General features: G+C 62.9%; 21 protein-coding genes. 5 read left to right on the top strand and 16 right to left on the bottom strand.

Annotation, left to right across the window (positions count from 1 at the left end; all coding sequences use genetic code 11):
* Window positions 1–199: 199 nt before the first annotated feature.
* From EO081_RS03195 to EO081_RS16755, 3 genes are all read right to left on the bottom strand, one after another.
* The gene (locus EO081_RS03195) at window positions 200–1,300 is read right to left on the bottom strand and encodes a M48 family metallopeptidase (RefSeq protein ID WP_129340473.1); all 1,101 of its coding nucleotides are present in this window, start codon (window positions 1,298–1,300) and stop codon (window positions 200–202) included.
* A 13-nt stretch (window positions 1,301–1,313) separates the two neighbouring features.
* On the bottom strand, window positions 1,314–2,939 hold the full coding sequence (locus EO081_RS03190; RefSeq protein ID WP_129340472.1) for an alpha-D-glucose phosphate-specific phosphoglucomutase: 1,626 nt from the start codon (window positions 2,937–2,939) through the stop codon (window positions 1,314–1,316).
* Window positions 2,940–3,063: 124 nt separating this feature from the next.
* On the bottom strand, window positions 3,064–3,213 hold the full coding sequence (locus tag EO081_RS16755; RefSeq protein ID WP_165284469.1) for a hypothetical protein: 150 nt from the start codon (window positions 3,211–3,213) through the stop codon (window positions 3,064–3,066).
* A gap of 830 nt (window positions 3,214–4,043) precedes the next feature.
* Here EO081_RS16755 and EO081_RS16995 point away from each other — a divergent pair.
* Window positions 4,044–5,330: a sugar transferase gene (locus EO081_RS16995; protein WP_240697519.1), complete on the top strand. Its 1,287-nt coding sequence runs from the start codon at window positions 4,044–4,046 to the stop codon at window positions 5,328–5,330.
* A 525-nt stretch (window positions 5,331–5,855) separates the two neighbouring features.
* Here EO081_RS16995 and EO081_RS03175 read toward each other — a convergent pair.
* Complete coding sequence (locus EO081_RS03175; RefSeq protein ID WP_129340470.1) at window positions 5,856–6,452, bottom strand: response regulator transcription factor; 597 nt, start codon at window positions 6,450–6,452, stop codon at window positions 5,856–5,858.
* Window positions 6,449–8,026 (bottom strand): sensor histidine kinase, encoded by a 1,578-nt coding sequence (locus tag EO081_RS03170; RefSeq protein ID WP_240697518.1) that lies wholly within the window; start codon window positions 8,024–8,026, stop codon window positions 6,449–6,451. The genes EO081_RS03175 and EO081_RS03170 overlap by 4 nt, the downstream gene beginning before the upstream one ends.
* Window positions 8,027–8,210: 184 nt before the next feature.
* On the opposite strand from EO081_RS03170, the gene EO081_RS03165 reads away from it, so the two are divergent.
* A complete protein-coding gene (locus EO081_RS03165; RefSeq protein WP_129340469.1) occupies window positions 8,211–8,762 on the top strand; it encodes a GAF domain-containing protein in 552 nt (183 codons plus the stop codon).
* 616 nt (window positions 8,763–9,378) lie between these two features.
* Complete coding sequence (locus EO081_RS03160; RefSeq protein ID WP_206364341.1) at window positions 9,379–10,098, top strand: recombinase family protein; 720 nt, start codon at window positions 9,379–9,381, stop codon at window positions 10,096–10,098.
* Between the two features lie 143 nt (window positions 10,099–10,241).
* Here EO081_RS03160 and EO081_RS03155 read toward each other — a convergent pair whose 3' ends face one another.
* The 7 genes from EO081_RS03155 to EO081_RS17265 form a co-directional block, all read right to left on the bottom strand.
* Window positions 10,242–11,201, bottom strand: a complete 960-nt coding sequence (locus EO081_RS03155; RefSeq protein WP_129340468.1) for a hypothetical protein — start codon at window positions 11,199–11,201, stop codon at window positions 10,242–10,244.
* 196 nt (window positions 11,202–11,397) lie between these two features.
* A complete protein-coding gene (locus EO081_RS03150; RefSeq protein WP_129340467.1) occupies window positions 11,398–13,608 on the bottom strand; it encodes a GumC family protein in 2,211 nt (736 codons plus the stop codon).
* Window positions 13,609–13,625: 17 nt separating this feature from the next.
* Window positions 13,626–14,333 (bottom strand): polysaccharide biosynthesis/export family protein, encoded by a 708-nt coding sequence (locus EO081_RS03145; protein WP_165284467.1) that lies wholly within the window; start codon window positions 14,331–14,333, stop codon window positions 13,626–13,628.
* A 19-nt stretch (window positions 14,334–14,352) separates the two neighbouring features.
* Window positions 14,353–15,660, bottom strand: coding sequence for an O-antigen ligase family protein (locus EO081_RS03140; RefSeq protein ID WP_129340465.1), 1,308 nt, complete (start codon window positions 15,658–15,660; stop codon window positions 14,353–14,355).
* Between the two features lie 35 nt (window positions 15,661–15,695).
* Window positions 15,696–15,968 carry a hypothetical protein gene (locus tag EO081_RS03135; protein ID WP_129340464.1) on the bottom strand — a complete coding sequence of 91 codons (273 nt, stop codon included), beginning with the start codon at window positions 15,966–15,968 and terminating at the stop codon, window positions 15,696–15,698.
* A gap of 449 nt (window positions 15,969–16,417) precedes the next feature.
* Complete coding sequence (locus EO081_RS03130; protein ID WP_129340463.1) at window positions 16,418–16,816, bottom strand: hypothetical protein; 399 nt, start codon at window positions 16,814–16,816, stop codon at window positions 16,418–16,420.
* 124 nt (window positions 16,817–16,940) lie between these two features.
* Entirely contained in the window at window positions 16,941–17,249 is a 309-nt protein-coding gene (locus tag EO081_RS17265; RefSeq protein ID WP_375781676.1) for a TniB family NTP-binding protein, read from the bottom strand.
* Between EO081_RS17265 and EO081_RS17260 the strand changes: the two genes are divergently transcribed.
* Both EO081_RS17260 and EO081_RS17315 read left to right on the top strand, forming a co-directional pair.
* A complete protein-coding gene (locus EO081_RS17260) occupies window positions 17,173–17,367 on the top strand; it encodes a helix-turn-helix domain-containing protein (protein ID WP_240697517.1) in 195 nt (64 codons plus the stop codon). The genes EO081_RS17265 and EO081_RS17260 overlap by 77 nt on opposite strands.
* A 101-nt stretch (window positions 17,368–17,468) precedes the next feature.
* Window positions 17,469–17,636: a hypothetical protein gene (locus EO081_RS17315; protein ID WP_165284410.1), complete on the top strand. Its 168-nt coding sequence runs from the start codon at window positions 17,469–17,471 to the stop codon at window positions 17,634–17,636.
* 64 nt (window positions 17,637–17,700) lie between these two features.
* On the opposite strand, the gene EO081_RS03115 is transcribed toward EO081_RS17315, so the two are convergent.
* From EO081_RS03115 to EO081_RS03100, 4 genes are read right to left on the bottom strand one after another with little or no spacing between them, the layout of a single operon-like run.
* Window positions 17,701–18,750, bottom strand: a complete 1,050-nt coding sequence (locus tag EO081_RS03115; protein ID WP_165284465.1) for a glycosyltransferase — start codon at window positions 18,748–18,750, stop codon at window positions 17,701–17,703.
* 2 nt (window positions 18,751–18,752) lie between these two features.
* Entirely contained in the window at window positions 18,753–19,259 is a 507-nt protein-coding gene (locus EO081_RS03110; protein ID WP_129340461.1) for a DapH/DapD/GlmU-related protein, read from the bottom strand.
* Between the two features lie 22 nt (window positions 19,260–19,281).
* A complete protein-coding gene (gene wzy / locus EO081_RS03105) occupies window positions 19,282–20,739 on the bottom strand; it encodes an O-antigen polysaccharide polymerase Wzy (protein WP_129340460.1) in 1,458 nt (485 codons plus the stop codon).
* Complete coding sequence (locus EO081_RS03100; RefSeq protein WP_129340459.1) at window positions 20,736–22,331, bottom strand: oligosaccharide flippase family protein; 1,596 nt, start codon at window positions 22,329–22,331, stop codon at window positions 20,736–20,738. Before EO081_RS03100 ends, wzy begins: the two co-directional genes overlap by 4 nt.
* Window positions 22,332–22,335: the final 4 nt, after the last annotated feature.

Genomic DNA, 22,335 nt, shown 5'->3' with positions numbered 1-22,335 from the left:
TTCTTTTCACCGGCACCGCCCGCCGGCTTTGACAAAGGCTTGCGGTGAGCGAGGCTTGGCAAGCGGAACTGAAGCCATGGGTCAGCCCGTATTTAGGGGTGGGTACCAAGACTCGGCGTCGGATGGCCGCCGTCATCCGGCTCCGCGCTTCAACACAGACGAAGTTGCGGTTTTCTTCGACGCCTTACCGGCGCCCAGCCTATGGGGCCCGCACGAGCAGCGCCTGCCAATCGCCATTGAGCGGCCGGTCGCGCGTGTCCAGCAGTGCCGGACGCTTTGGCCGGTCAGGGCCTAATGTCGCGATCGCCTGCTGGATCGTCGTCACCCTGTCTTGCCATGCCGGATGCGAGCGGCTGCGCAGAAGGCCACCGGCATGCTTGGGCCCAAAATCCTGCCAGAAGTGTACCGCCACCTCCGGATCATAGCCCGCATTGGCAAGCAGCGACACCGAGAGGATGTCGGCTTCCAGCTCGGTCTGGCGGAAGTAACGAACGTTGCGTCCAAATCCCGACAACATGCCATAGTCGACGTTCCTGGCACCCAACCGTTCGCGGTGGCGCAGGATGTTATGAGCAAGCTCATGGGCAACGACCACGGCCAACTGGTCTTCGGGATAGGTTTCCAGAAAACGGCTGCCAATCTGCACCATCTCGCCATCGGCTCTGGCTGTCCACTGGGAACCAATCTCCACCTCGAACCGGCTGCGACATGCCGGCACCGGACGCACGACCCGCACATAGGGGGCGCCGTTGTGTTGGCCGTGTACCTCCAGAGGTTCGGCCGACGGCAATTCAGCCAGCTGTGCCACGGCCCGACGTAAGGGGGCGGTGCTGGCTTCTATTCCCTCGTCAGCCGGTGCGAACCGGGCGACGCCGACGCCCAGCAGCGTGTCATCCTCGCGGATGCCTGCCTCCTCCGACGGAGATCCGTCCACAACCCCCTCAACTCCGACCGGACCGTCGAGTTTGAAATAGCGGCGGGCGGCAGATCGCAAATCGCGGGAATATTGCTCTGGGGTATGGAGCACGAGGCCCAGTCCCGGCTCCTGTCGGTCGCACAAGGGCGCGTTGGCCGTTGCCAGCCTGTATCCAATGCGCGCTAGGCGGCTATCGGCATCGCGGATGGCAAGAAAAAGTGGGTCGGCCGCCGGTGCGGGAGGGGCAACAAAGCAGAGGGCGAGCGCTGCGCCGGTCGATCGCCTTAGGCTTCCGCGCCGTCCGCGCCGCACCATCTGCTGACATTCGCTGTTCATGACAAAGTGCGTAATGTAGTCGCGATCCCCACGAAACTCCTCTTTCAACGCCAGGGGAAGCTCAAGTAACGACGTCGGGCGCCTTACGGTCGGTATGGCTGCGGATCGACAGCAGCGCCTCGGCCGCCGCTACCAGCGGCGCCAGCGCGTCGCCAGTGGCAAGATCAAGCCGTCCATCGGCGGGCTCGTACCGCTCCAGATAGACGCGCAGCGTCGCGCCTTGGGTCCCGGTACCAGACAGGCGAACCACGATGCGCGACCCGCCCGCAAAGCAGATGCGTACCCCCTGCCCGCTGCTGGTGATTTCGTCGGTAGGATCGGTGTAGGCGAAATCGTCCGCGGTCTCGACCGTGAGATCTCCGACTGTTTCGCCGGGCAGCATCGCAAGCCGTTCACGGATGCCCGCCATCAGCGCGTCGGCGCCTCGGGTGGCGATCCCCTCATAATCATGGCGCGCATAATAGGTGCGACCATAGGTGCGCCAATGCTCGGTCATCAGCTCGGCGACGGAAATTTTCCGCACTGCTAGAATGTTGAGCCACAGCAGCACCGCCCACAGCCCGTCTTTCTCGCGGACATGGTCGGAGCCGGTGCCCGCGCTCTCCTCGCCGCAGATCGTCGCCATGCCGGCGTCGAGCAGGTTGCCGAAGAACTTCCATCCCGTTGGTGTCTCGTGGAGCAGAATGTCGAGCTTCGCCGCGACGCGGTCGGCCGCTTGGCTGGTCGGCATCGAGCGGGCGATGCCCTTCAGCCCCGCGGCATAGCCCGGGGCGAGGTGCGCGTCGGCGGCCAGCGCCGCGAGGGAATCCGAAGGCGTCACGAAGATGCCGCGGCCGAGGATGAGATTGCGGTCGCCGTCGCCGTCCGACGCGGCGCCGAAATCAGGCGCGTCCGCCGCCATCATCCGCTCGTAGAGTGCGCGGGCGTGGACCAGATTGGGGTCGGGGTGGTGGCCGCCGAAATCGTCCTGCGGGGTGCCGTTGACCACCGTGCCGGCGGGCGCACCCAGGCGGTTTTCGAGGATCTCGTGCGCATAGGGGCCGGTGACGGCGTGCATCGCATCGAAGCTCAGCCGGAAGCCGCCGGCGATCATCGCCCGGATTGCGTCAAAGTCGAACAGCTGCTCCATCAGCGCGGCATAGTCGGCGACCGGGGCGACCACCTCGACGACGAGATCGCTGACGCGCTGCTCGCCCAGTGTCCCGAGGTCGACATCGGGTGCGTCCATGATGCGATAGCGGTCGATCTCGCAGGCGCGCGCAAAGATCGCGTCGGTGATCTTTGCGGGCGCGGGGCCGCCATTGCCGACATTATACTTGATACCGAAGTCGCCATCAGGGCCGCCTGGATTATGGCTGGCGGAAAGGATCAGCCCGCCGAACGCCTGGCGTTTGCGGATTAAGTTAGAGGCGGCGGGCGTCGACAGGATGCCCCCCTGACCCACCACCACCCGGCCGAAGCCATTGGCCGCGGCCATGCGGATCGCGGTCTGAATAACCACCCGGTTGTGGAAGCGCCCGTCCCCGCCGACCACCAGCGTGGCGCCCGCCGGCGCCTCGATCACATCGAACACCGACTGGATGAAGTTTTCGGCATAATGCGGCTGCTGAAAGATCCTCACCTTCTTGCGCAGGCCGGACGTGCCGGGCTTTTGGTCCGCAAAGGGCGTGGTCGCGATCTCGGGCATGAAAGTCTCCTGTCGAATGCCCTGTTTGCGGCGGCAGGAGCGCAGTCGCAAGGACACGGATCAGCTGGTCGCGCGCGTTTCAGCAACCTGGTTGAGGGCCGACAGTTCCTCACGCAGCGGATGCCTAGGGCAACCAACCATAGGCGATCATCACCGCAAGCGCCGACAGCACTGCAGCCGGCGTGAGGACGACGCTGTCACGATAAACTGGGTTGATCTCCTGCAGGTCGAGCGGCGAGCCGGGGGACATAGGATAATAGACGACGAGCCCCATTAGCGCCTCAACAATCCTGCCATGGTAGTCGCCAGAATGTTGAACAGGCATCCTATGGCAAAACCGATAGGCCGAATGCCATACGCGCGATCTCGAACAAAGTTCGCTGTCCGGTTTCGCCGGGCAGCACGAACAGCCCCCCTCATTTATTTCAAAGGCTACGACGATGACCTGCGGCACCATCAACGCGGAAAGCGGCTAGGCGGCGGCAGCCAACGTTCTCACCTTCCTGCGAGGCACGACGAGGAAGCGTCATCCGCTCATGCTGGTGACCGTGGTCTTGTTCATCGACATCTTCACTTTGTCTAGGTGATGCCGAATCTTGGGGGCGTTTGCGGCGCTTGACCATGCACGACATCCAGGCGGCCTAGTGTCACCGATGTTCCGGCACGTGCATCCCAGCACTGCCGGCACCTGAGCAGCATGTGCTGGTGCCAGCGCCGGCGGTTCCGGCGCGTGCATAGACAGCCCCGCGCGTACAAGCACGGGGTGAACATCTCAAGGTAAGCGGCAACAATGCCCTCCAGTCCCCCCGGAGATGCGCAAAGTCGGGACGGTCGAGGGCATCTGTACGTAAGTACCGCTGGCCGATTCGGAATCCTCCCTTTATGGCACTGTGCCAATAACAGACGGGTGGGTCGGAGCGGCTATTGCGCACCATGTCTCTCAAAAGCAGATCGACGGTGAAGTGCAACGCAGCCGGAGCGGATTTTCTGGAAGGAAGTGGCGGTTTGTCCAACCCAGGAGGTGGGCGGGGTTCGGACTTGATGTCCCGTCAGTGGCGCACGAGTAACGCAGCCATTCGTCTGCGCACCTTTGTGTACCCTTTGGTGCTCGACCTGCTGTGCATCACCATTAGCTTCGCTGTCACGGCCATGGCGCGCGACATGCTCTTCAGCGACATGAGCTGGATCTTCATCCTTGGCCTCATACTGCCATCCTATCTGGTGGTGGCCTTGAATGGAAAAGTCTATTCGATCCGTCTGCTGTCGCAGCCATGGCCAGCGGTCGGCCGGACGCTACGCGCCTATTTGATCGCGCTCGGGGTAATGACGCTGGCCGGGTTCTATCTAAAGGTGAGCGAGGAGTTCCCACGCCTGACGGTTGCGCTAGCCTCATTGCTGGCAATGACACTATTGACCCTAAGTCGCTACTATTTCGTGCGCTTTCGCCGCGCGATCGTCGGCGGGGAACCTTATAGCGTCGCTCTAATTTGGGAGCCGCACCAGCCCGTTCCGCCGATCGACTTTTCCGTACGAATAGCAGCAGATGGCTTTGCCGATCCGGAACGACACGACCCGGTCATGTACGACCGGTTGGCCAGGGCGCTTCGCGGCGTCGACAATGTGGTTGTGTCCTGCCACGCTAATCGCCGCGCTGCCTGGACCCATGCCCTCAAAGGTGCCGGGATCCAGAGCGAGATCCTGATGCCAGAGCTTCAGTCGCTGGCCCCGCTTGGTATGAGCCTTCATGGCACCATGGCCTCGGTGGTCGTCTCGCACGGGCCGCTGAACCTTGCCGATCGCCTGGTCAAACGCGCCTTTGATCTGGCGCTGGCATCGGTCAGCGTGCTGCTGCTATCCCCCATGCTGCTGCTGATCGCTCTGCTCATCAAGCTGGAGAGCAGGGGCCCGGTCTTCTTCCGGCAGGACCGGATCGGCCGATCCAACCAAGTGTTCAAGATTCTGAAGTTTCGCAGTATGACCGTTGAGGGCGCCGATGGCCATGGGTCGCGCTCGGCATCGCGGGATGATGATCGGATCACGCGGGTCGGCAAGTTCATTCGCCGGACGAGCCTCGACGAGCTGCCGCAGCTGTTCAACGTCTTGGCCGGAACCATGAGCATCGTCGGCCCGCGTCCCCATGCGCTCGGCTCGCGGGCTGCGGACAAGCTTTTTTGGGAAGTGGATACGCGCTACTGGCATCGTCACGCCGCCAAGCCGGGTTTAACAGGATTGGCGCAGGTCCGCGGCTATCGCGGCGCGACTATCGTCGAGGATGATCTGCGCAACCGCCTGCAGGCTGATCTCGAATATCTAGAAGCTTGGACAATCTGGCGGGATTTTAAGATCATCGTAGCGACATTTCAGGTTCTGGTCCACAAAAACGCGTTTTGAACCGGACACAGGCAGCGCCCTTAAAACCGAGCATAGCGGCGTATCGCGTGAACCGCGTCGTCGCCCTGCGACGGACATCTTGCCGCTGCATGTGCCGGCATGTGCTGTGCGGGCGTGGCGGTATGCCCTCCCAAGGATCGTCAAGATGGCATCAAGCCTAGGCTGCCGAGTTGCAGGGGCCGAGGGGCAAAAGTCGCTGAGCGCAGCTAGGAGCAGATCGCCCAGAGTATGGGCATTAAGCAGACGCCGACAGTCAAGAACGAGCGCCAAGCCGACCTCTATGTCTTTACCTTGCGAAAGTTCGTCGAGGCTGCAGGCAGGACACTGGAGTTAGGCGTGGAGTTACCGGGCACCGGGCCGTTCACCCTAATCTCGAGTTGGCGAGATTGGCCAAACCAAGCACGCCGCCTGGTCAGCTTTCCTCAGTCGCTTGCGTTCCCGCGCGGGCGCGTCATCCCTTACAGACATGATCACAACGGCCCGCGCACCACTGTGCCTTCCGGCATGGGGGCGGCGGCCCTAGGTTCACCGTGTAAGCGCGATCAGTTGGGCTAAGCCACTGGCACCAGTCTTGGCAACGATTGCGGCGCGATGGTCCTCCACTGTTTTAGGGCTCAGGGCAAGGATCGCGGCGACAGCCTTGTTGCTATGCCCTTGGACCAACAGGTCGAACACCTGGCGCTCACGCGGGGATAGCGTCCCGGTACGTGCGCGGATATCACGCTGCTGCCGCGACCAAGCGACACCTTCCGCGACTGCGGCAAGAAGGCGCGCTTCGTCGAGCGGTTTTTCCAAGTAATCGAGCCCGCCATAGCGACGCACCGAGTCCACCGCATTGGCGGTCGTCGGCCATGCCGTCATGAACACAATCGCGAGGGCAGTATCCATCGTGCGGATACGGTCGGCGAGGGCAAAGCCGTCGAGGCTGCCCATCATGATGTCCGTGACGATACAATGCGCGGGCGCCCCGGCATAGGTCGAGAGCAGCACCTCCGGATCTTCGAAGGATTTAGCGCCATGACCCTGGCGCACAAGCAGCCTTGCGACCGCCGCACCGAGATCGTGGTCATCGTCTAGGACATAGACGATGGCTCGGCCGGCGGGATCGAGGTTCGGAATCATCCGGCAGCTCCGACCAAGGGAAGGGATAATGTCGCGCGCACCATGCCGGCGGCATCCGTCTCGCGTATCAGCGTCCCCTCATGGGCTTCAAGGATGGCGCGCGCGACGAGCGATCCGACGCCCATGCCAGGCTGGGGCGCCTGGTGCCCCGGGCAGCGGTTCGTGACTGTCACTTCGACCCGATCGCCCTGCCCCTCCGCATCAATCTGAACGCAGCCATCCGCAGCTTGGATCGCGTTTCGGACGATATTGACGATCGCCTGCACCAGTTCAATCTCTTGGCCCAGGACAATCAGGTTGGAAGCAACTGGGGCGATCTCAAGCAGGACACGCCTACCCTTTGCCTCGGGGCGCACTAGGGCAGCGACGGTTTCAATCAGCGACGAAACGGGAAGGGCGCTTGGCTCGTCGAGCGCGCGTCCACCGAAGCGCCGCAGGCGGTGGACGAGCATGGAGAGGGAAGCGGCCTTGCGATTGATCAGGGCAGCCGTCTCGGCGATCTCGCGGTCTGCTCCAACGGTGATCTCGTGCAGGTGCTTCGCTTCGAGCGCGAGGGTCGAAAGCGGTTGACCGATTTCATGGATAACGGCAACCGACATGGCGCGCAGCGTCTTCAGCCGCTCAGCCTGAAAGAGCATCCGGTCGCGACGGGCCAGATCGGCCCGCGCACGCGCCTGCGCGTCGGCGAAGCTGCCGGCAAGGTAGCCGACCACCACCACCGACGTGAGGCTCATGTGCAATGTCAACCGCTCGGCCAGCGGCATGTTACCGGTGGTCCAGGGCAGAACGATCGCCGCTACGATCACGATTGCGCACCAACCCGCAGTGCGGCCAAAGCGCAGACCGATCCACGCCACTGCCAGCAGCGCCGGGATCGAGGGGACACCCAAATCGATGCGGACGAGCAGCAAGCCGAACGCGATGGCCCCGCCCAGAACAAGCACCGCTTCGCCTATTACGAAGAACAGGCGCGTCTCCGGCCAGAATACCCGACGCGGCCCTTCACGCGCAGCCTGGATCACCCACAGCAGCGGCGGGGTTAACAAAAGCACGCCTAGGAGATCGCCGACTGTGTATCCGGCCAGCGATGCGTAGGTCTGGCGCAGGCCGACAACACCGGTCAGCTCTGGTTTCAAAAGAGCCCAAGGCAGCGCGACTACCGCGACTGCGACCGGCGCGGTAACCGAGGCGAGGCCAAGCGGCATGGGCGCGATGCTCAGGCTGGAGGACGCGTGCGCGGCTATCCGGCAAACCAACCAGACAACGGCACCGTAGACCAGCGGCGGTCGGGCGACCCCAATAGCATTGGTAATCCACCCGGGCTCTCCGGGTACAATCCATCCGGTCGCCGTCTGCACGGCCATTTCCGCTACGACAATGGCCAAAGTCAGCCGGGGCCCTCGGCTCCAGAGCAGTGCCATTCGGACGCCCGCAGGCGGATAGAGCAGCGAATAAAAGCCCTGCCCGCCCCAGGCCGCGGCGAAGCGGTGCGTAAGGATGAAGGCTGCGGCGTAGCCGGCAATCCATAGCAGATCGGCTGACTGTGGCAGCGCGCCTCGACCTGCGTCGCGCATGCCACGGAGCAAAAGGACAGGAGGCGAGGACATCAGCCCGTGCCTAAACGCAACCGCATCGCTGCGCCTACTGGATATTCCCGGAACGAGCCCTAAGCTACCCGTCTGACGTGACCGGGAAATTCCCCGATTTCCATTTCGGTCGCGCGCGTCATGCTTCGCTGATTTATCATCGGGAGCCCCCATGCTGACCTATAGCGCCGAGCAGCCGCTCAGGCTCGCGTCCACGCAGGATCGCCCGCACTGCTTCACCAGCGTGTGGATGAGCGCGTTCGAGAAGGAGCAAAGGCGCCAGGAAGCTGTGGACCAGAGCGGCGCGCTCGCCCTGCAAGGACATCCTGAGCTGCAGCGGGTCGTCGAACTGGCGTCGGCCCATTACGGCACCGCCTTTGCGGCGGTATCGATTATCCACAAGCGCGCGCAGATATTGCTTGCCCAACACGGGATGGACTCGAACGGCACCCCTCGGAACACCGCCATTTGTGCTGTCACGATCCAAAAGCCAGGCGAGCCGCTCATCGTCCCGGACACTCATGCTGACCCGCGTTTTGCCGGGTACGCTACTGTGGTGTCCGAACCGTTCCTGCGCTTCTACGCCGGCGTTCCGGTGCTCGACGAAGCTGGCTATGCGCTAGGCGCGCTATGCGTCGCCGATAACAAACCACGGGTGGCGCCGTTCGACCCAACGCTGCTCACGATCTTGGCACGCGAGGCCGAACGCCACATCCAACGATAAGCATCGATCTTCATCTCTTGAACCTCGATACTTGAATGGCGCCTGGTCGTATGCTCGATCAATGGCTCACTCTTATCCAAGAGCGAGGCCCTCTCAGCATTTAGGGCCAACTCAGCAAGGTCTCACCCTCGCTCGCTCCCATGGCATCGCCTATTCGCACTCCAAAGCACGAACCGGAACGCTACGCGGATCGGCGTACGTCGGTGATTGCGACGCCGATGTCGACGCTTAAGAGGGGCTGCATCGATCGTGAGCATCTCTGCCTGCAGGTCCATCTCCAGAGCGAGGCAAGCTCAATCCCCAAGCGACAAGCCTTGATCACGGAGCTTGAACACGACCTCGGCAAGGTTCATCGTTCCGATGACGCACCTAGTCAGCACGTCCATCCCCCCGATCGGCCAGGCTAGTCATTGGGCAGACAGAACAACGCGGAGGCCTCGAGTACGACCTTGCTACTCACCTTCTGCCTTGTGACGCCCGTCTGCAATCGGCCTTCATATGAAATGTCGCCAGCCCTTTAGAGTCAGATAGGTTGGCTAGGCGCAGCAGGATCGGCGCTTGCCATTATGCGCCAAACGGCGCACCAATGGCTCACTTGGGTGTACCCGGATTGACCATGATGGACGACAGTTTTCCCTCCTCCGTCCGCGCCGCGCGCGTCTACCTGCGCGTCAGCACCGACGCGCAGGACCTGACCCGACAAGAGGCGATCGTCGCCGCCGCGCGCGCGGCGGGCCATTATGTCGCGGCCGTCTATCGCGAGAAGGCGTCGGGTGCGCGGTCCGACCGGCCCGAGCTGTTGCGCATGGTTGCCGACCTGCAACCGGGCGAGGTAGTGGTGGCCGAGAAGATTGACCGGATCAGCCGCTTGCCACTTGCCGAGGCCGAGCTGCTGGTGGCGACTATCCGAGCCAAGGGCGCGCGTCTGGCGGTCCCGGGCATTGTCGATCTGTCCGAGCTCGTCGCCGACAGCGCGGGTATTGCCCGGATCGTGCTCGAAGCGGTGCAGGACATGCTGCTGCGCATCGCACTCCAGACCGCGCGCGACGATTACGAAACGCGGCGCGAGCGCCAGCGTGAGGGGATCGAGATCGCCAAGCGGGCAGGGCGATACAACGGCCGCAAGCCGGACACGGCCCTACACAGGAGAATTGTCGGACTGCGCGAGACGGGCATGAGCATCGCCCGCACGGCCGAACTGGCCGGGTGCAGCATCTCGCAGGTTAAGCGGGTGACCGCGCTGCACCGGGCAAAAGCTGGTTCGGGAGCGGGTGAGCGGGGAGCTGCGGTGGGTACCCTGCCATTGGCGTTCAGCCGATCAATCTCCTTGGATTAATATCCAGTTCGACAAGCGTCGCATTTCAGGAGCGTATTCCAATCGGCCCGCATTGTAGCCGATCTTGCCTCGTGCCGGCGACTTTGAGGCCCGCAGCCGGCATTTTAGGGACGCACGCCAGGCGCATGTAACGCATCTGAAGCTTAGCTGATCCGTGCCAGCTTGGGCTGCGATATGCGATGTTCGCTGCTGCCGGGCGCCGCAGGCACGCGAAACGCGATCCACTGCCCCGCGCAGCCGGGTGGCACCGTAAACTCCTGCCGACGGCGGGTACCGAGGATCTTGGGCTCGGCATCCCGGGTCAGATCGGCGTTTTCTACCACGCAGCGGACCGTCGCTTCCATGGGCCGGTTGGCGTCGGGTTCCGCCACGACATTCCACTCCAGCGCATAGCGCCCTGGGGTCAATGCCATCCCATGCGTTGCCGCCGTTTGACGGGTTGCCGTAACGGATACGACAATCAGTTCGGCCTCCATGCCCGTACCCTCGATCCGAGCATCGACATTGCCGTTCACTGTAAGCGCCCAGGTAAAGGGCGACTTGATCCACGTCGTCGCATAACCAAATCCATTGGCGAGCATCGTCCCGGACTGGCCCTTCTCCAGCACGCCCCAAAGCCGTTGCGCGTCTGCAACGCGGCCGCCTTCGAACAAGCGACGCACCAGCCCTCCAGCAGCAGGCGGCGCAGCATAGCTCGCGCGCACGGCGCGCTCGATCACCGCAGCGCGACTGGCCGCCAGTGCCGGCGTGCCACGCTGGGCCTGGGCTATCCAGGCGGACGCCCATGGCGGAGACAGCACCAACCGGTCCGCCAGCGCCGCCCGGCCGGCGGGCGTTGCCTCCAAGGCGCTCAACAGCCTGGCATGCGGCGTTGGTCCGTCCATGCGCAAAAGCGCGTCCGTACGTTGCGCGGCAACGGCGAAATCGCCCAGCTGCAGCGCGGCAAGCGCCCAGTAGCGCTGGGTCGCCCGATCGCGCCAGCCCAGCGCGCCGGCAACGGCGAAGATTGTCTGCGCTTCGGCCTCGCGCTCGCGGGCCAGCTCGGCAGTACCCCAGATGCCGAGGAGCCGCTGGTCGAGCGGCGCACGCGTCAGCGCCGCCATCGCCAATGCCGCTGCGCGTCCATAATCTTCGGTGCGTATGGCGCCGATCGCGGCGCCACGCCCCTTACCACCCACCGGACTCCCGGCTTGCTGCAGCCGATGCGTCGCACTGTTGATGCACAAGATCGACAGCAGTGCGGCTACTGCAGTCGCACCGCCTGTCTGCAACAGGCGGCGCCCTCCCCAGGATTGGGCCCTAACCGGCATCGTTCCCGGCACGAGACCCATATTGATAATACTCGGCGTAATAGCCGTAGTTCGCGTTCAGTCCGGCCTTGCCCGGATCGAACTTGGTCAGCAGCGCGCCCAAGATGTTGGCGTGCACCGCCCGCAGCCGCCGCAGGCTGTTCTTGCCGGCGCCATGGCGCTTGCGATTGGCTTCTACCACAAGCATCGTGGCGTCCAGCAGCCCCGCCAGGATCGGCGCATCTGCCAGCCCCAAAACCGGGGGGCCGTCGAACACGATCAGATCGTACCCCTGACGCATGGCAGCGACGGCCTCGGCCAGACGGCCGGTTCCCAGCAGATCGGTCGGGTTGGGCGAAATCGGACCGCTGGAAAGAAAGTCGAGACCATCGACGTTCGTGTGCCGGATCTGCGCTTCGACTTCTGATTGGCCGGTCAGAAGCGAGGTCAGGCCAGACTCGTTGGCCATGCCGAACAGCCGGTGCATGATCGGACGCCGCAGGTCTACATCGACCAGGAGAACGCGCAGCCCGACCTTCGCCATGCCGACGGCGATCGCATAGCTGGTCGTGGACTTGCCCTCGCCCGCCTGCGAGCTAGTAACCAGAAGCGTCTGAGGCAGTCCCTGCGACGTCGAATATTGCAATGCGATCCGCAGCGCACTGTACGCTTCGGTTAGCGAGGACCGTGGGTCGGCCAAGGCCTCGGCCGGCGACACATCTTTGAGGTTCGGCGTGACGCCAAGCGGGGTGACACCCAATTTGACTGGCAGATCATCCGGCAGGCGCACCGAATCATCGAACTGCTCACGTATGAACACCGCTAGGCCTGCTGCCGCCAAACCGACTAAAAGAGCCAAGGCCAGGTTCAGCATCAGGCGCGGCGAGGACGGGTTGGCTGGTGGTTCGGCGGCATCGACGATTGAAATGTTGTTGGTCGACACCCCCGCTGCGGCGGAGACTTCCCGGAAACGCTGCAGGAGACCGTCGTACAGCGAGCGGTTGGTGTCCGCTTCGCGCTGCAGGATTCGATATTCGACCGACCGGTCCTGCTCGGCCAGTCGGGCGGCCGAGAAATCGCGGACCTGTGCCTGCAGGGCCTCTTCCTGGCGTCGCGCGCTTTCATAGGCGTCGCGGATCGAACGCCGAATCCCGGAGGAAAGCGTGTCCAGCTCGCGGGTGATGTCGTCGCGTTGCGCCGCGAGCTGTTGGACGTTGGGATGGCCTTCGAGGTGTCGGGCCCGTTCGTCGCTCAGTCGCGCCGATATCTCTGCCCGTCGGGCAAGCAGCTGCTGCACCGCACTATTCGATACGACTTCGGGGATACTGAGCGCGGGCGCAGTGCTGGCAGATCGCCATTTTTCCTCGGCCAGGATCCGCTGCGCGCGCGCCTGGTTCGCAGCTTGGTTCAGCTGCACCAGACTGGAGGTGGTCACCGATGTGCCGCCGTTGCCCTCCGCATTGGGCGCACCGGTGTCGATCAGATTTGCCTGACGGGCATAGCTGTTCAGCTTCCGCTCCGACTGTTCGAGGCGCTGCTTGGCCTCGGCCAGCTGCTGCGACAGGAACTCCCGGGCATAGGCGGAGCTGTTATAGCGACGACTGAGATTGCTGGTGATGAACTCCTCGGCAAAGGCGTTCGCTACGCCCGCGGCCACGTCGGACGCAGGGCTGGTGAACGCAATCTCGATGATCCGGGAATTGTTCGGCAATCGCACCGACAGGTTTTCTGCGATCTGCCCGAGCACGGCGTTGCGCCGCTGGCGCTGCACGTCGGCCGGCGTTGCGCCCGCAACCGGATCCGCCGGCGACGCGTCCATGGCTTCGAGGAAGTCGGTATCGCGGTAGAGGTTGAGCCGTCGCGCAACCCGGTCCGCCATTGCCCGGCTTGTCAGCAAATCGGTCTGGGTCTGCAGAAAGCGTGCCGTTTCCTGAATGCTGGCCACAGGCTGCACGTCTTCGGTGCCGAGGACGCGATCGGCCTGTTGCTCGACCTGAACGCTGGAGGCGGCGGTGTAGCGGGGCGTCATCAGCATCGTGACAACAAGGCCTAGCACCAGCGCCGCGACGACGACTGCCGCAATCAAAAGCAGATTGCGGCGCAGGATGGCGAAGATCCAGCCTAAATCGATATTGAACGATTCCACATCATCGGCCTCGTCATCCGGCAGCAACCTGTCCGTGCGAAGTGCTTCGGACCGGGACGAAATAGCGGTGCGCATGGCGTCAGACGTCCGGTTCAAAAGGCGCGGAAGGCGTTAAAGAGGGCTCCCGCCCCCAGGAAGTCGCGGAACGCGCCCTTCACAGCCGAGAAGCCCACGACGACGATGTCGCCTCCCAGCAGCTCAGGGTCAGGCGCACGGCCGGCCCGAATATCGGCCAGGTTGAACACCGCGCCCATGCGCTGGCCATCCACCGTGCGAAATACGACGATCTCGTCCAGCTTCGCGACGCGGGTCGTGCTCCGCGCACGGGCAAGCGCAGTCAGGAGCGTCGCGCCGCCGCCGATCTCGTACACGCCGGGCTCGGTTACATTGCCTTCGACGGTCACGCTCTGCGACACGGACGAGGTGACGAGCACCGTCACCTTCGGGTTGCGGATGAAGTTTTCACGCAATCGAGCGGTGAGTTCGTCTGCCAGCATCGCGGGTGTCCGGCCCGCCGCATGCACGGACCCGATCAACGGATAGCCAAGATTTCCTGAAGAATCGACGCTGATTTCCTCAAAGGTCAGTTCCGGCTCCTGAAAGACGCGGATGGCGAGAACGTCACGCGGACCGATCCGGTACTCGCGCCTGACATCGTCCGTGCGGGGCGGCGGGATCTGGGCATAGGCCTCTGCCCCACGCGGCAGTGCCGGATCCGCAACGGTTTGACAGCCACCAGCCAGCAAGCCGAGCAGCATCGCCGCTCGCGCGCGTTGTGGGTGTCCCAATTTCAGCTGCACTCTTACCGTTCCCCTGCTCTTACGCATCCTCTACCGGCTCGCGCGCCAGCAACGCAATCGCCATTGCAGCAATCACTGCCAGGGACATGGATCGCATCGGATAATCGACGATCGAGTGGAGGGCGAACAGGGTAATAACCATGGCAGCAAATGTTGCATGAAGTGCAACAACGCCTCCTGCCGCAAGATGCTTGCGCACCCGCCACACAACGGCACCGAACACAAACGCCAGCAGGACAAGTCCTGGCAGCCCCGCCTCCAGCGCAAACTCCAGATAGTCATTATGCGCGCGGTTCGGGTAGGAAGGATCTACTGCCTCCAGGCGCTCGGCCGTGAGAAACACCGGGACAAAACTGCCCAGTCCCGCGCCAAGCGGCCACGTCTGCTCGACAGCAAAATAACTGTCGGTCCATAAATCGACGCGCGCATCCTGCTCGAAAAAAAAGCGATCCGCGGTGCGGCGGAGCATGGGGTTGACCATCACCAGTGCTGCCAGGGCGAGCAGCACGCCGCTTCCGCCCAGCAGAGTACGACGTGATACCCTGCCCCGGCCGGCAAGCAGCACGGCGCCCACCGCAAACACAGGCAACAGCAGCACCGTGCCCGTGCGCGATCCGGTCAGAAGCACCACCAGCGTCAGGAACGCGCCGGCGCCGAGCGCCCCCAGACGCCACCGTCCTGAGACGGGAGAATGGCGCTTGGCGGCGGCAAAGGTAATGGCGGCGAGGATCCCCACCAAGAACAAATCAGCGGCCGCGTTCCGGTTGGCATGGAAACCGGTAGCGAACCCCACATGGGTATACGCATACAGTCGCAGAAAGCTGCCGCCTTCCGCGACCTGCAGCGCACCCAACAGGGCCGATAGCAGCGCCGCTCCCGCCAACACCGCCAGCAGACGCGTTCGGTCTGCAAGCCGGAGCTGTGCAACGAACAGCAGCATCAAGAGTGGTGGGATGAGCGACAAAGCAGCAGCCACGGTATCGCCCGGTGCCACCGTCATGGGATGCCACGCCGATTGGGCATCGAACAGGCCATAGGTGGCAGCGACTTGTTCACGGCCCGGCAGTGCTGACCACAGGCCAGGCGGCAGCCCGATCAGCTGCGCGCCAACAAGCAGGAGGAGGAAGGTGACGCCAGCCAGCACTGGCACATCAAGAATGCCGCGCCCACGGGCCAGCTGCCCAGATCGCCCGAATGCGACCCATAGAATCGCTGCGGCCAGGAACAAGAGCTGTAGAATGAGCTCAGGCCAAGGGGCAGGCGTACCGCCACCACCCAGGACGACCGCCAAAAAAACAAGTGCCGCGCAAAGCCTGAAACTGCTCAACGCGACACTTCCACAATCAGTCTGCTAGAAAACTATTAACCCGGGCTGTCGTTATCATCGTCGTCCGCGACCACAACCACGGCAGCGGTTACGGCCACAGCGCCCGCAACTGCCAGGATCAAGGGCAGGCCGATCAGCGAGTTGTCCTTCTTGGAAGGCGTGGACGCCCGGACAGAAGACGTCGAAAGCGCCTTGGCTGCCGGCATGGCCGATGAGGCACGAACGCTCTGACCCGCCACTGCCGACTGGGCCGAAAGCATCGCTGCGCCCATCAGAAGCGCAGTAGCAGCCTGTTTCACTCGCTTCATGACTAGACCTTTCGATATTACTCGATTCGCATCGTAGCCGACACGCTAGCTAAATTGCAACAGAAAACCTGAGCTCCTACCGTTTAGCCGACGCGATAGTGATTTTGCAACGCACCTTGCCCTGCGCCTTAGCAGCGGCCTCCTGGCATGCCTTGATCGTCTCACGATCCTCTTCGACGATGGTCCAAGCATCAACAAGCGCGTTCCAGCTCGCGGCGCATCCGCGATCATTAGGTGCCTGCCAGCCTCCCACATCGGCAGGTCGAGCGTGGACGCGGCCATCTCTTCCGGTAGCTGCCAATTCGCCGGCAGGGTGCGCGCGATCGGTGCAGCAAGCGTTGCCCACAGCACCATGCCCGCCAGCATCCCGATGACGCCCACCACCGCCAGCCAGCGGTTCTGCTCGTCGCCGCGCCTTGCGGATACGACGTAGCTGTGGAGCCGGCGCGTTACGTCGTCCAAGCCGGTGCGTGCCGTCGCGATCGTCTGCCGATCTTCCTGGCGCGCCGTCTTTTTTTGCGCGTGATCCGGTGGCGGTCGAAGAAACGCCACAGCGTGCCGATCCCGACCGGCGTGTCGCGCTCGGCGAGCAGCACCTGCAACTCGACCAGCGTGATGTCGTCCTTCGACTCGATCGCGCCCAGAATGAAGGCCGCGTGCGCATCGATCCTGCCCGCGCGATGATCGCCACCCTGCGGCTTGGCTGTCGGCGTGCCGTTCTGAAGGACCAGCTGCCGCCGGCGGATCGCGCTCGCCGCGCTCACTCCAAACCGCGCTGCTGCGGCCCGGCACGACATCCCGCCATCAATCGCGGCGACCACCCGCTCCCGAAGATCCTGTGACAGCACTCGCGGCATCCATCCCGGCCTCCTCGATCCTGCACAGAGCCTGAATCAGAAAATCTCGGCCCTGCGTATCCTCAACGATTCAGAACGCGCGGAAACCGCTCTAATTGGCACGGTTCTGTTAGCGCTAAGTGACACCAATCACGAGGGTGCTGCGCGCGGCTTCCACCACGTCTTCGGTGATCGCATTCAGTCCGTTGATCCGCAAAATGCGCTCGATCTGTACGAACAGCCGGTGCAGCAGGCGGAAGTTTCCCCCCGTGATCCGCACGATGGAGCGTGATCTCATTCGCGAGCGGACCACGGCTGCCCTGATCATCGCGCGGCGCGGGGGCAGGGTAGGCGGCCGAAAAACAGTGATGACCCCGCGTCGGATCGAGGCAGCCCGCAAGCTGCTGGCGTCGGGGATGCCGGCGCGCGAGATCGCGCCGACCATCGGCGTTGCCGTGGCTACCTTATATAGGCACTTCCTGCAGCGGTTCAGGACACCATCAGCGCGGAAGACCGATGACGACGCGGGCGTCCGTCTCGGCTTACGCCTCCGTACCGCCTGAAACTTTGACGTGCTCCCCAAAATGTGGCCGATCTTGAGTAGAGTCCGACGTGAAGGAGTCGGACGTAATGAAGCGCAGCGCGTTCAGCGAAGAACAGATAATTGCGGGCCCGACGCCTGCGCACGCTCGGGGAAGAGAACAGCCGGCTGAAGAAGCTGCTGGCCGAAGCGATGCTCGACAACGTGGTGCTGAAGGATCTGTGCCCGGATCTCGCCGGTGAGAGGGCTCAAGCAGGAAAAGGTCGCGTTGGGACAGGGCGCGGATCATGAGCCGGCTATTTCATGCCTAGGGTGCTTGGGGCATTCATACTCGAAAGCACGAATGGATGCCGCCTTAATTCGGCTCCGCGCACACTTGGCGAAAAATTTCGATATAGCGATCGGCGATCGCGGGGGCGTTCATCGTAGCCAGCCGTCCGCGTGCGTAATCGAGTGCACTCGTATCCCCGCGGTGGGCCAGCGCCTGCTCGATGCCGCCGGCTATGGTCGCCGGGTCGCCGCGCTCTTCCACATAGAAGGGGTAGTCAGGGCCGAGCACTTCTCGATGTTCCGCGATGTCGGATGCGACCACCAGCCGGTCTTCGGCCACGGCCTCGAGCACGACATTGGGCAAGCCTTCCCGATGGCTCATCGTCACGATCACGCTAGCACGGCCGATCTGCTCGTGTACGTCCTTGCAGAAACCCAGATATGCGATCGCGTCATGCCCCGCGATCGCTGCCCGGATCTGGTCTTCGAGGCTGCCCTTGCCGATGATGACGAAGCGGACGTCCGACCGGCGCGCCGCCAGGCGTACAAATGCCTGCACCACCGCCTCGACATTCTTCTGCGGCTCGAGCCGGCCGATGATGGCGACGGTCGGAGGGTCGATCAACGGCCTGGAGGCGACCGGCTGTATGATGTTCGGCACGGTGAACCGCCGCGCCTCCGGCACCACGGGCGCCCAGTAGTGCGATCCTTTCAGCGAATTGGCGACGACCGCGTCGGCGAGCCGTCCGAGCAGCCGACGGGCAGCGAAGCGCGGGTCTTTCAACGGATAGGCCGAATTGCGCTCGGTCATGACCCAGCGCAGCTTGGGATGCGCCCGGCGCACCAGCGCGGCCGGGATGTCGCAATTCGGCAACCAGGAAAGGAGGACGTCGGGGCGTGTGCGCCGGAGCACACGACGCAACTTGAAGGGGATACGCCAGTCGTAGAACGAACGCACCGCCAATTGGACGATCTCGATGCCGTCGCGCTCGAGCAATTCGTCGTGAACCCCTTCGGTGAAGTGGATCAGGACGACGTCGATGTCGGAGCGCTTCTGGAACTCGTTCAGCAGAAAGATGCTCTGCTTCTGCGCGCCGCCGTCGGCAAAGCCGGTGATAAGGAAGCAGATGCGCACTATCAGCTCCGCGCCAGATGGAACTTGCGCAAGTAAAAGGCGCGCTTCTCGGTCCGGGACAGTTCCTTGGTCGGTTCGCTCCAGCGGGCCAGACCTGCACGGTACTCGGAGATCGGCCGGATTACCCGACACGGCACGCCTGCGGCCACAGAACCTGACGGAATGTCCTTCGTGACAATCGATCCCGCCCCGATCACCACGTTGTCGCCGATCGTCACGCCCGGCAGGATGATCGTGCCGTAGCCGATAAAGACATTGTCGCCCACGGTGATCGGGCGCACCACGTCGATCTCCGCATCCTCGTCGCGAAATACCCAGACGCCTCCGTCGTGGGTCTCGAACCGCGTGGCGGTGGCACTGACATGATTGCCGAGCGTCACCAGATACGGTTCGGAGGAGAAGCTGACATCGATCAGACGGCATCGTTCTCCGACCGTGACGCCGAGACTGCGGGCGTAGCCCACCGGGTCGCGCCGACGGCGGAGTTCCTGGCGGATGGCTTTGAGCACGTAGCAGATTCCTAGCTATCGCTTACCGGGAGGTTGCGTGATTGTCGGTCATCGCCTGCGTACGTCGGTGCAAGCCGACAGTCGCTTCCAGCACAAACAAGATGGCGTAACCCCAAACGACAATGCGGATTGGCGAGTCAAGCGTGTAACGCGGCATCTCGCCGATCAACCCGATTGTACCGATGAACAGAAAGGCTGTTCGCGTGCCGAGGCCATGGCGCTGCACCGCTTTGCGTGTCGTCCCGATCAGCAAGCCAATACCCAAGCTGCAAATGACGACCCCTGCCAAACCGAAATTAATATAGGTATCCGAGATGACGTTGGTGCCTACTGACCAGCCGGCATATGGGCCAATTGTGTAATATGTTATGAGGCTTGACGTCGTGTTAAACCGTGGGTCGGGATTTATATAACCTCGCACCAGCGGCACTATCCCAAGCACCCCGTTAGCAAAGAAAGAGCCTTTGGCAAATCCAATTGTCGCTGGGACAATCTCGAGCGCGGCGCGTAGCGTGATGGTCGTGGTGTTGAAGCTGCTCTCGCGCTCATCCTGCTTCGCACTCGAGTTCTCCAGTGTTGTGAGAACGGAAGTTACATCCTCGGCCGGCGCCATCCGAATGACTTCAATAGCGTTGTAAACGCTGAACGCGAGGACGATGCTCATCAGCACCATTGGTAAGCGCACGCGCACTAAGAGTGAGGCCATGCCGCCGAAGCCGGCAAGCGCCACGATCAGGAAATTGTTGCGGTCACCTGCGATGAGAATCTGAAGCGACCAGACTATGACGGCGAGCATGCCTAGCCATAGCATTGGCGCCCCGCGCGATCCCCGTGCGCGGACGACAATAAAGCGTGTGATAACTAGCAAGCACAACGTGAGGATGACAGTATAAAGCCCGTCCGCCACGACGCTGCCCGCTTCCGTGCCAGCACTCTGACCAGAATAGCGGCTAGTGTCGGCAGGCTGGAATCCCGCAAATTTGTAACCGACGCAACCGAAGATCAGCAGAAGCGGCAAGATCATATCAATGATCACGTAGCTCCCGAGGCTCTCTTTCGGAGTGGGCAAGCCTTGTGCCGGCTTCGCGCGATTCAGTAGCGCGCCCAGATGGAAGGCAGAGTAGGACAGCGTTGCGATGATCAGCGCTGCATTTGCTTGCCTCGGATAAGTATAACTCAGGCGTGTAGAGGCAGCAAAATCAAGAATACCGAGCAAATCCTGCTGATAAGGTAGAAAGAAAAGTATGAAGAAGAATAGAGTAAAAGCCAGCTCTGTAGTCAGCAACACAGGAAGTCGTGCAGTCAGCCCTGCCGGGAACGAAAGTAGCGTTGCGGAAAGCGTGTAGAATATTATTAAACAAGTCCATCCCACCCAAGGGTCAAAACCAGCCGGAACAATGTAAAAACCAATACACCCAATCAACATCAACAGTATATCGATGCAAATGAAAACCGGTCGGAGTGCCAGCAAATGCTTCATGGTTTCCTGCCTCCTACTGACAGCCGTTTCCGCAATCGCCGGATTACATCTGACGGGAGCGCCAATGGCGCCATCACTACAACGCACAGGATAGTCCAAATTGTCCCAGCAATTAGAAACGCCGCCAAGTTAGAGAGATCGAACATCAGCGACACGGCGGTAGACCCAGCGAGGAGCCCTGTACCGGCCGCTTGGCTAATAATGCCGCCCTTCTCGTCCGGCACGATCCGGCGCACTAGCCGGCGATAGACGATGTTCAGCGGCAGGCGGCCGATTAGCAGGCCCGCGAACATCATGGTGATCGACGTGGTCCACCAATAGGCGGCTGCAGCAAGCCCGAAGGATAGCACGGCGCAGGCGCAGCCCCACAGCACCTTGCTGCCAATTTGTAGCCCGATGTCCTGCACTTGCGCGTCGAACCGGATCAGCGCCAACTGTAGCAGCACCGCCACCATCAGCACGTTGGCTTCTACTCCGAAGAAGTAGCTCGGCCCGACCCACAGGCCAAGGAAGCCGCGGTTGCACAGGATCATCCCGCCACCCAGCAGTGTGACAATCAGCAGCAGGAGCTGGCGGGTCTGCCGCAGCATCCGCGCCGCACCCGAAAGGTCTCCGCCGCCCACCAACGCCCCCAGCCGCGGCGCGACGGCGCTACCCGTCATCAGGCAGATCGACAGCGCGAACTGGCTGACATAGGCAAAGAAGGTATAACGTGCGACCGTCGCGGCGCCGCTGACATAGCCGATCAGCAACACGTCGGACGTGAGCATGAACATCTGCACCAATTGCCACAGCATCGTGAGATTGCTGAAGCCCAGCATGGTGCGCAGTTCCTTCCGGTCGGGCAAACGGACACCCCACCAGTGCACACGCCGCCGGACCACGAGATAGGTCGTGGCGCCGTTGAGCAGCGAACAGACAAGCGTGGAACTGACCACGCCCACCAACCCCCAGCCCAACCAAGCGAGCGCGACCATGCCGACGTTCGCCACGACCAGCCATGCGGTGGTCAGAATATAGGAGCGCCATCCCTGATTGGTGCCGGCCAGCACTGCATCAGGTACACCCAGAACGGCCGTCAGCACCATGTTTGCGCCCAGAATCGCAACGGCGGTTCGCGCAAGCCCCGTGTTTTCGAGCGAGATGCCGCTGATCAACGCGGGCAGGAACGTCAGCAGGAGCGCAAGGCCGAGCAGAAGAAAGGGCAGCCAGACGATCCAGATGCCCAGCGCGGCACCGACTGCGCGCTGCTTTGCCGCAGCGTCCTCCTCCGACTCGCCTCGCGCGACGACCCATTTGAGCGCCTGCGTCGCCCGCCCGTCCGCCACGGCGGTGAGATCGAGCAGCCGCAGCGCCGCTTTCCAGATGCCGAACTGCTCCTGCCCGAGCAGCCGCACCAGTTGCGGATTGATGACGATGCCGATCACGGCGAGGATAAGAAAATTGCCGTAGAGCGCGATCGCGTTCATGCGGATGTCACTGATCCCCATGAACCCGCGTCGGGCGGCCCGAGCCGGCGCCGATGCCGCCCGATCCTCCTCATGTTCAAGCACGGCGGCAGACAGGTCGGTCGGGTCGGTGCTCACGCTCATGGCA

The organism is Sphingomonas desiccabilis (genome assembly GCF_004135605.1).
Classification (GTDB): domain Bacteria; phylum Pseudomonadota; class Alphaproteobacteria; order Sphingomonadales; family Sphingomonadaceae; genus Sphingomonas; species Sphingomonas desiccabilis.
The sequence above is the reverse complement of the archived record's forward strand: the minus strand, read 5'-3'. Positions and strand labels throughout refer to the sequence as shown.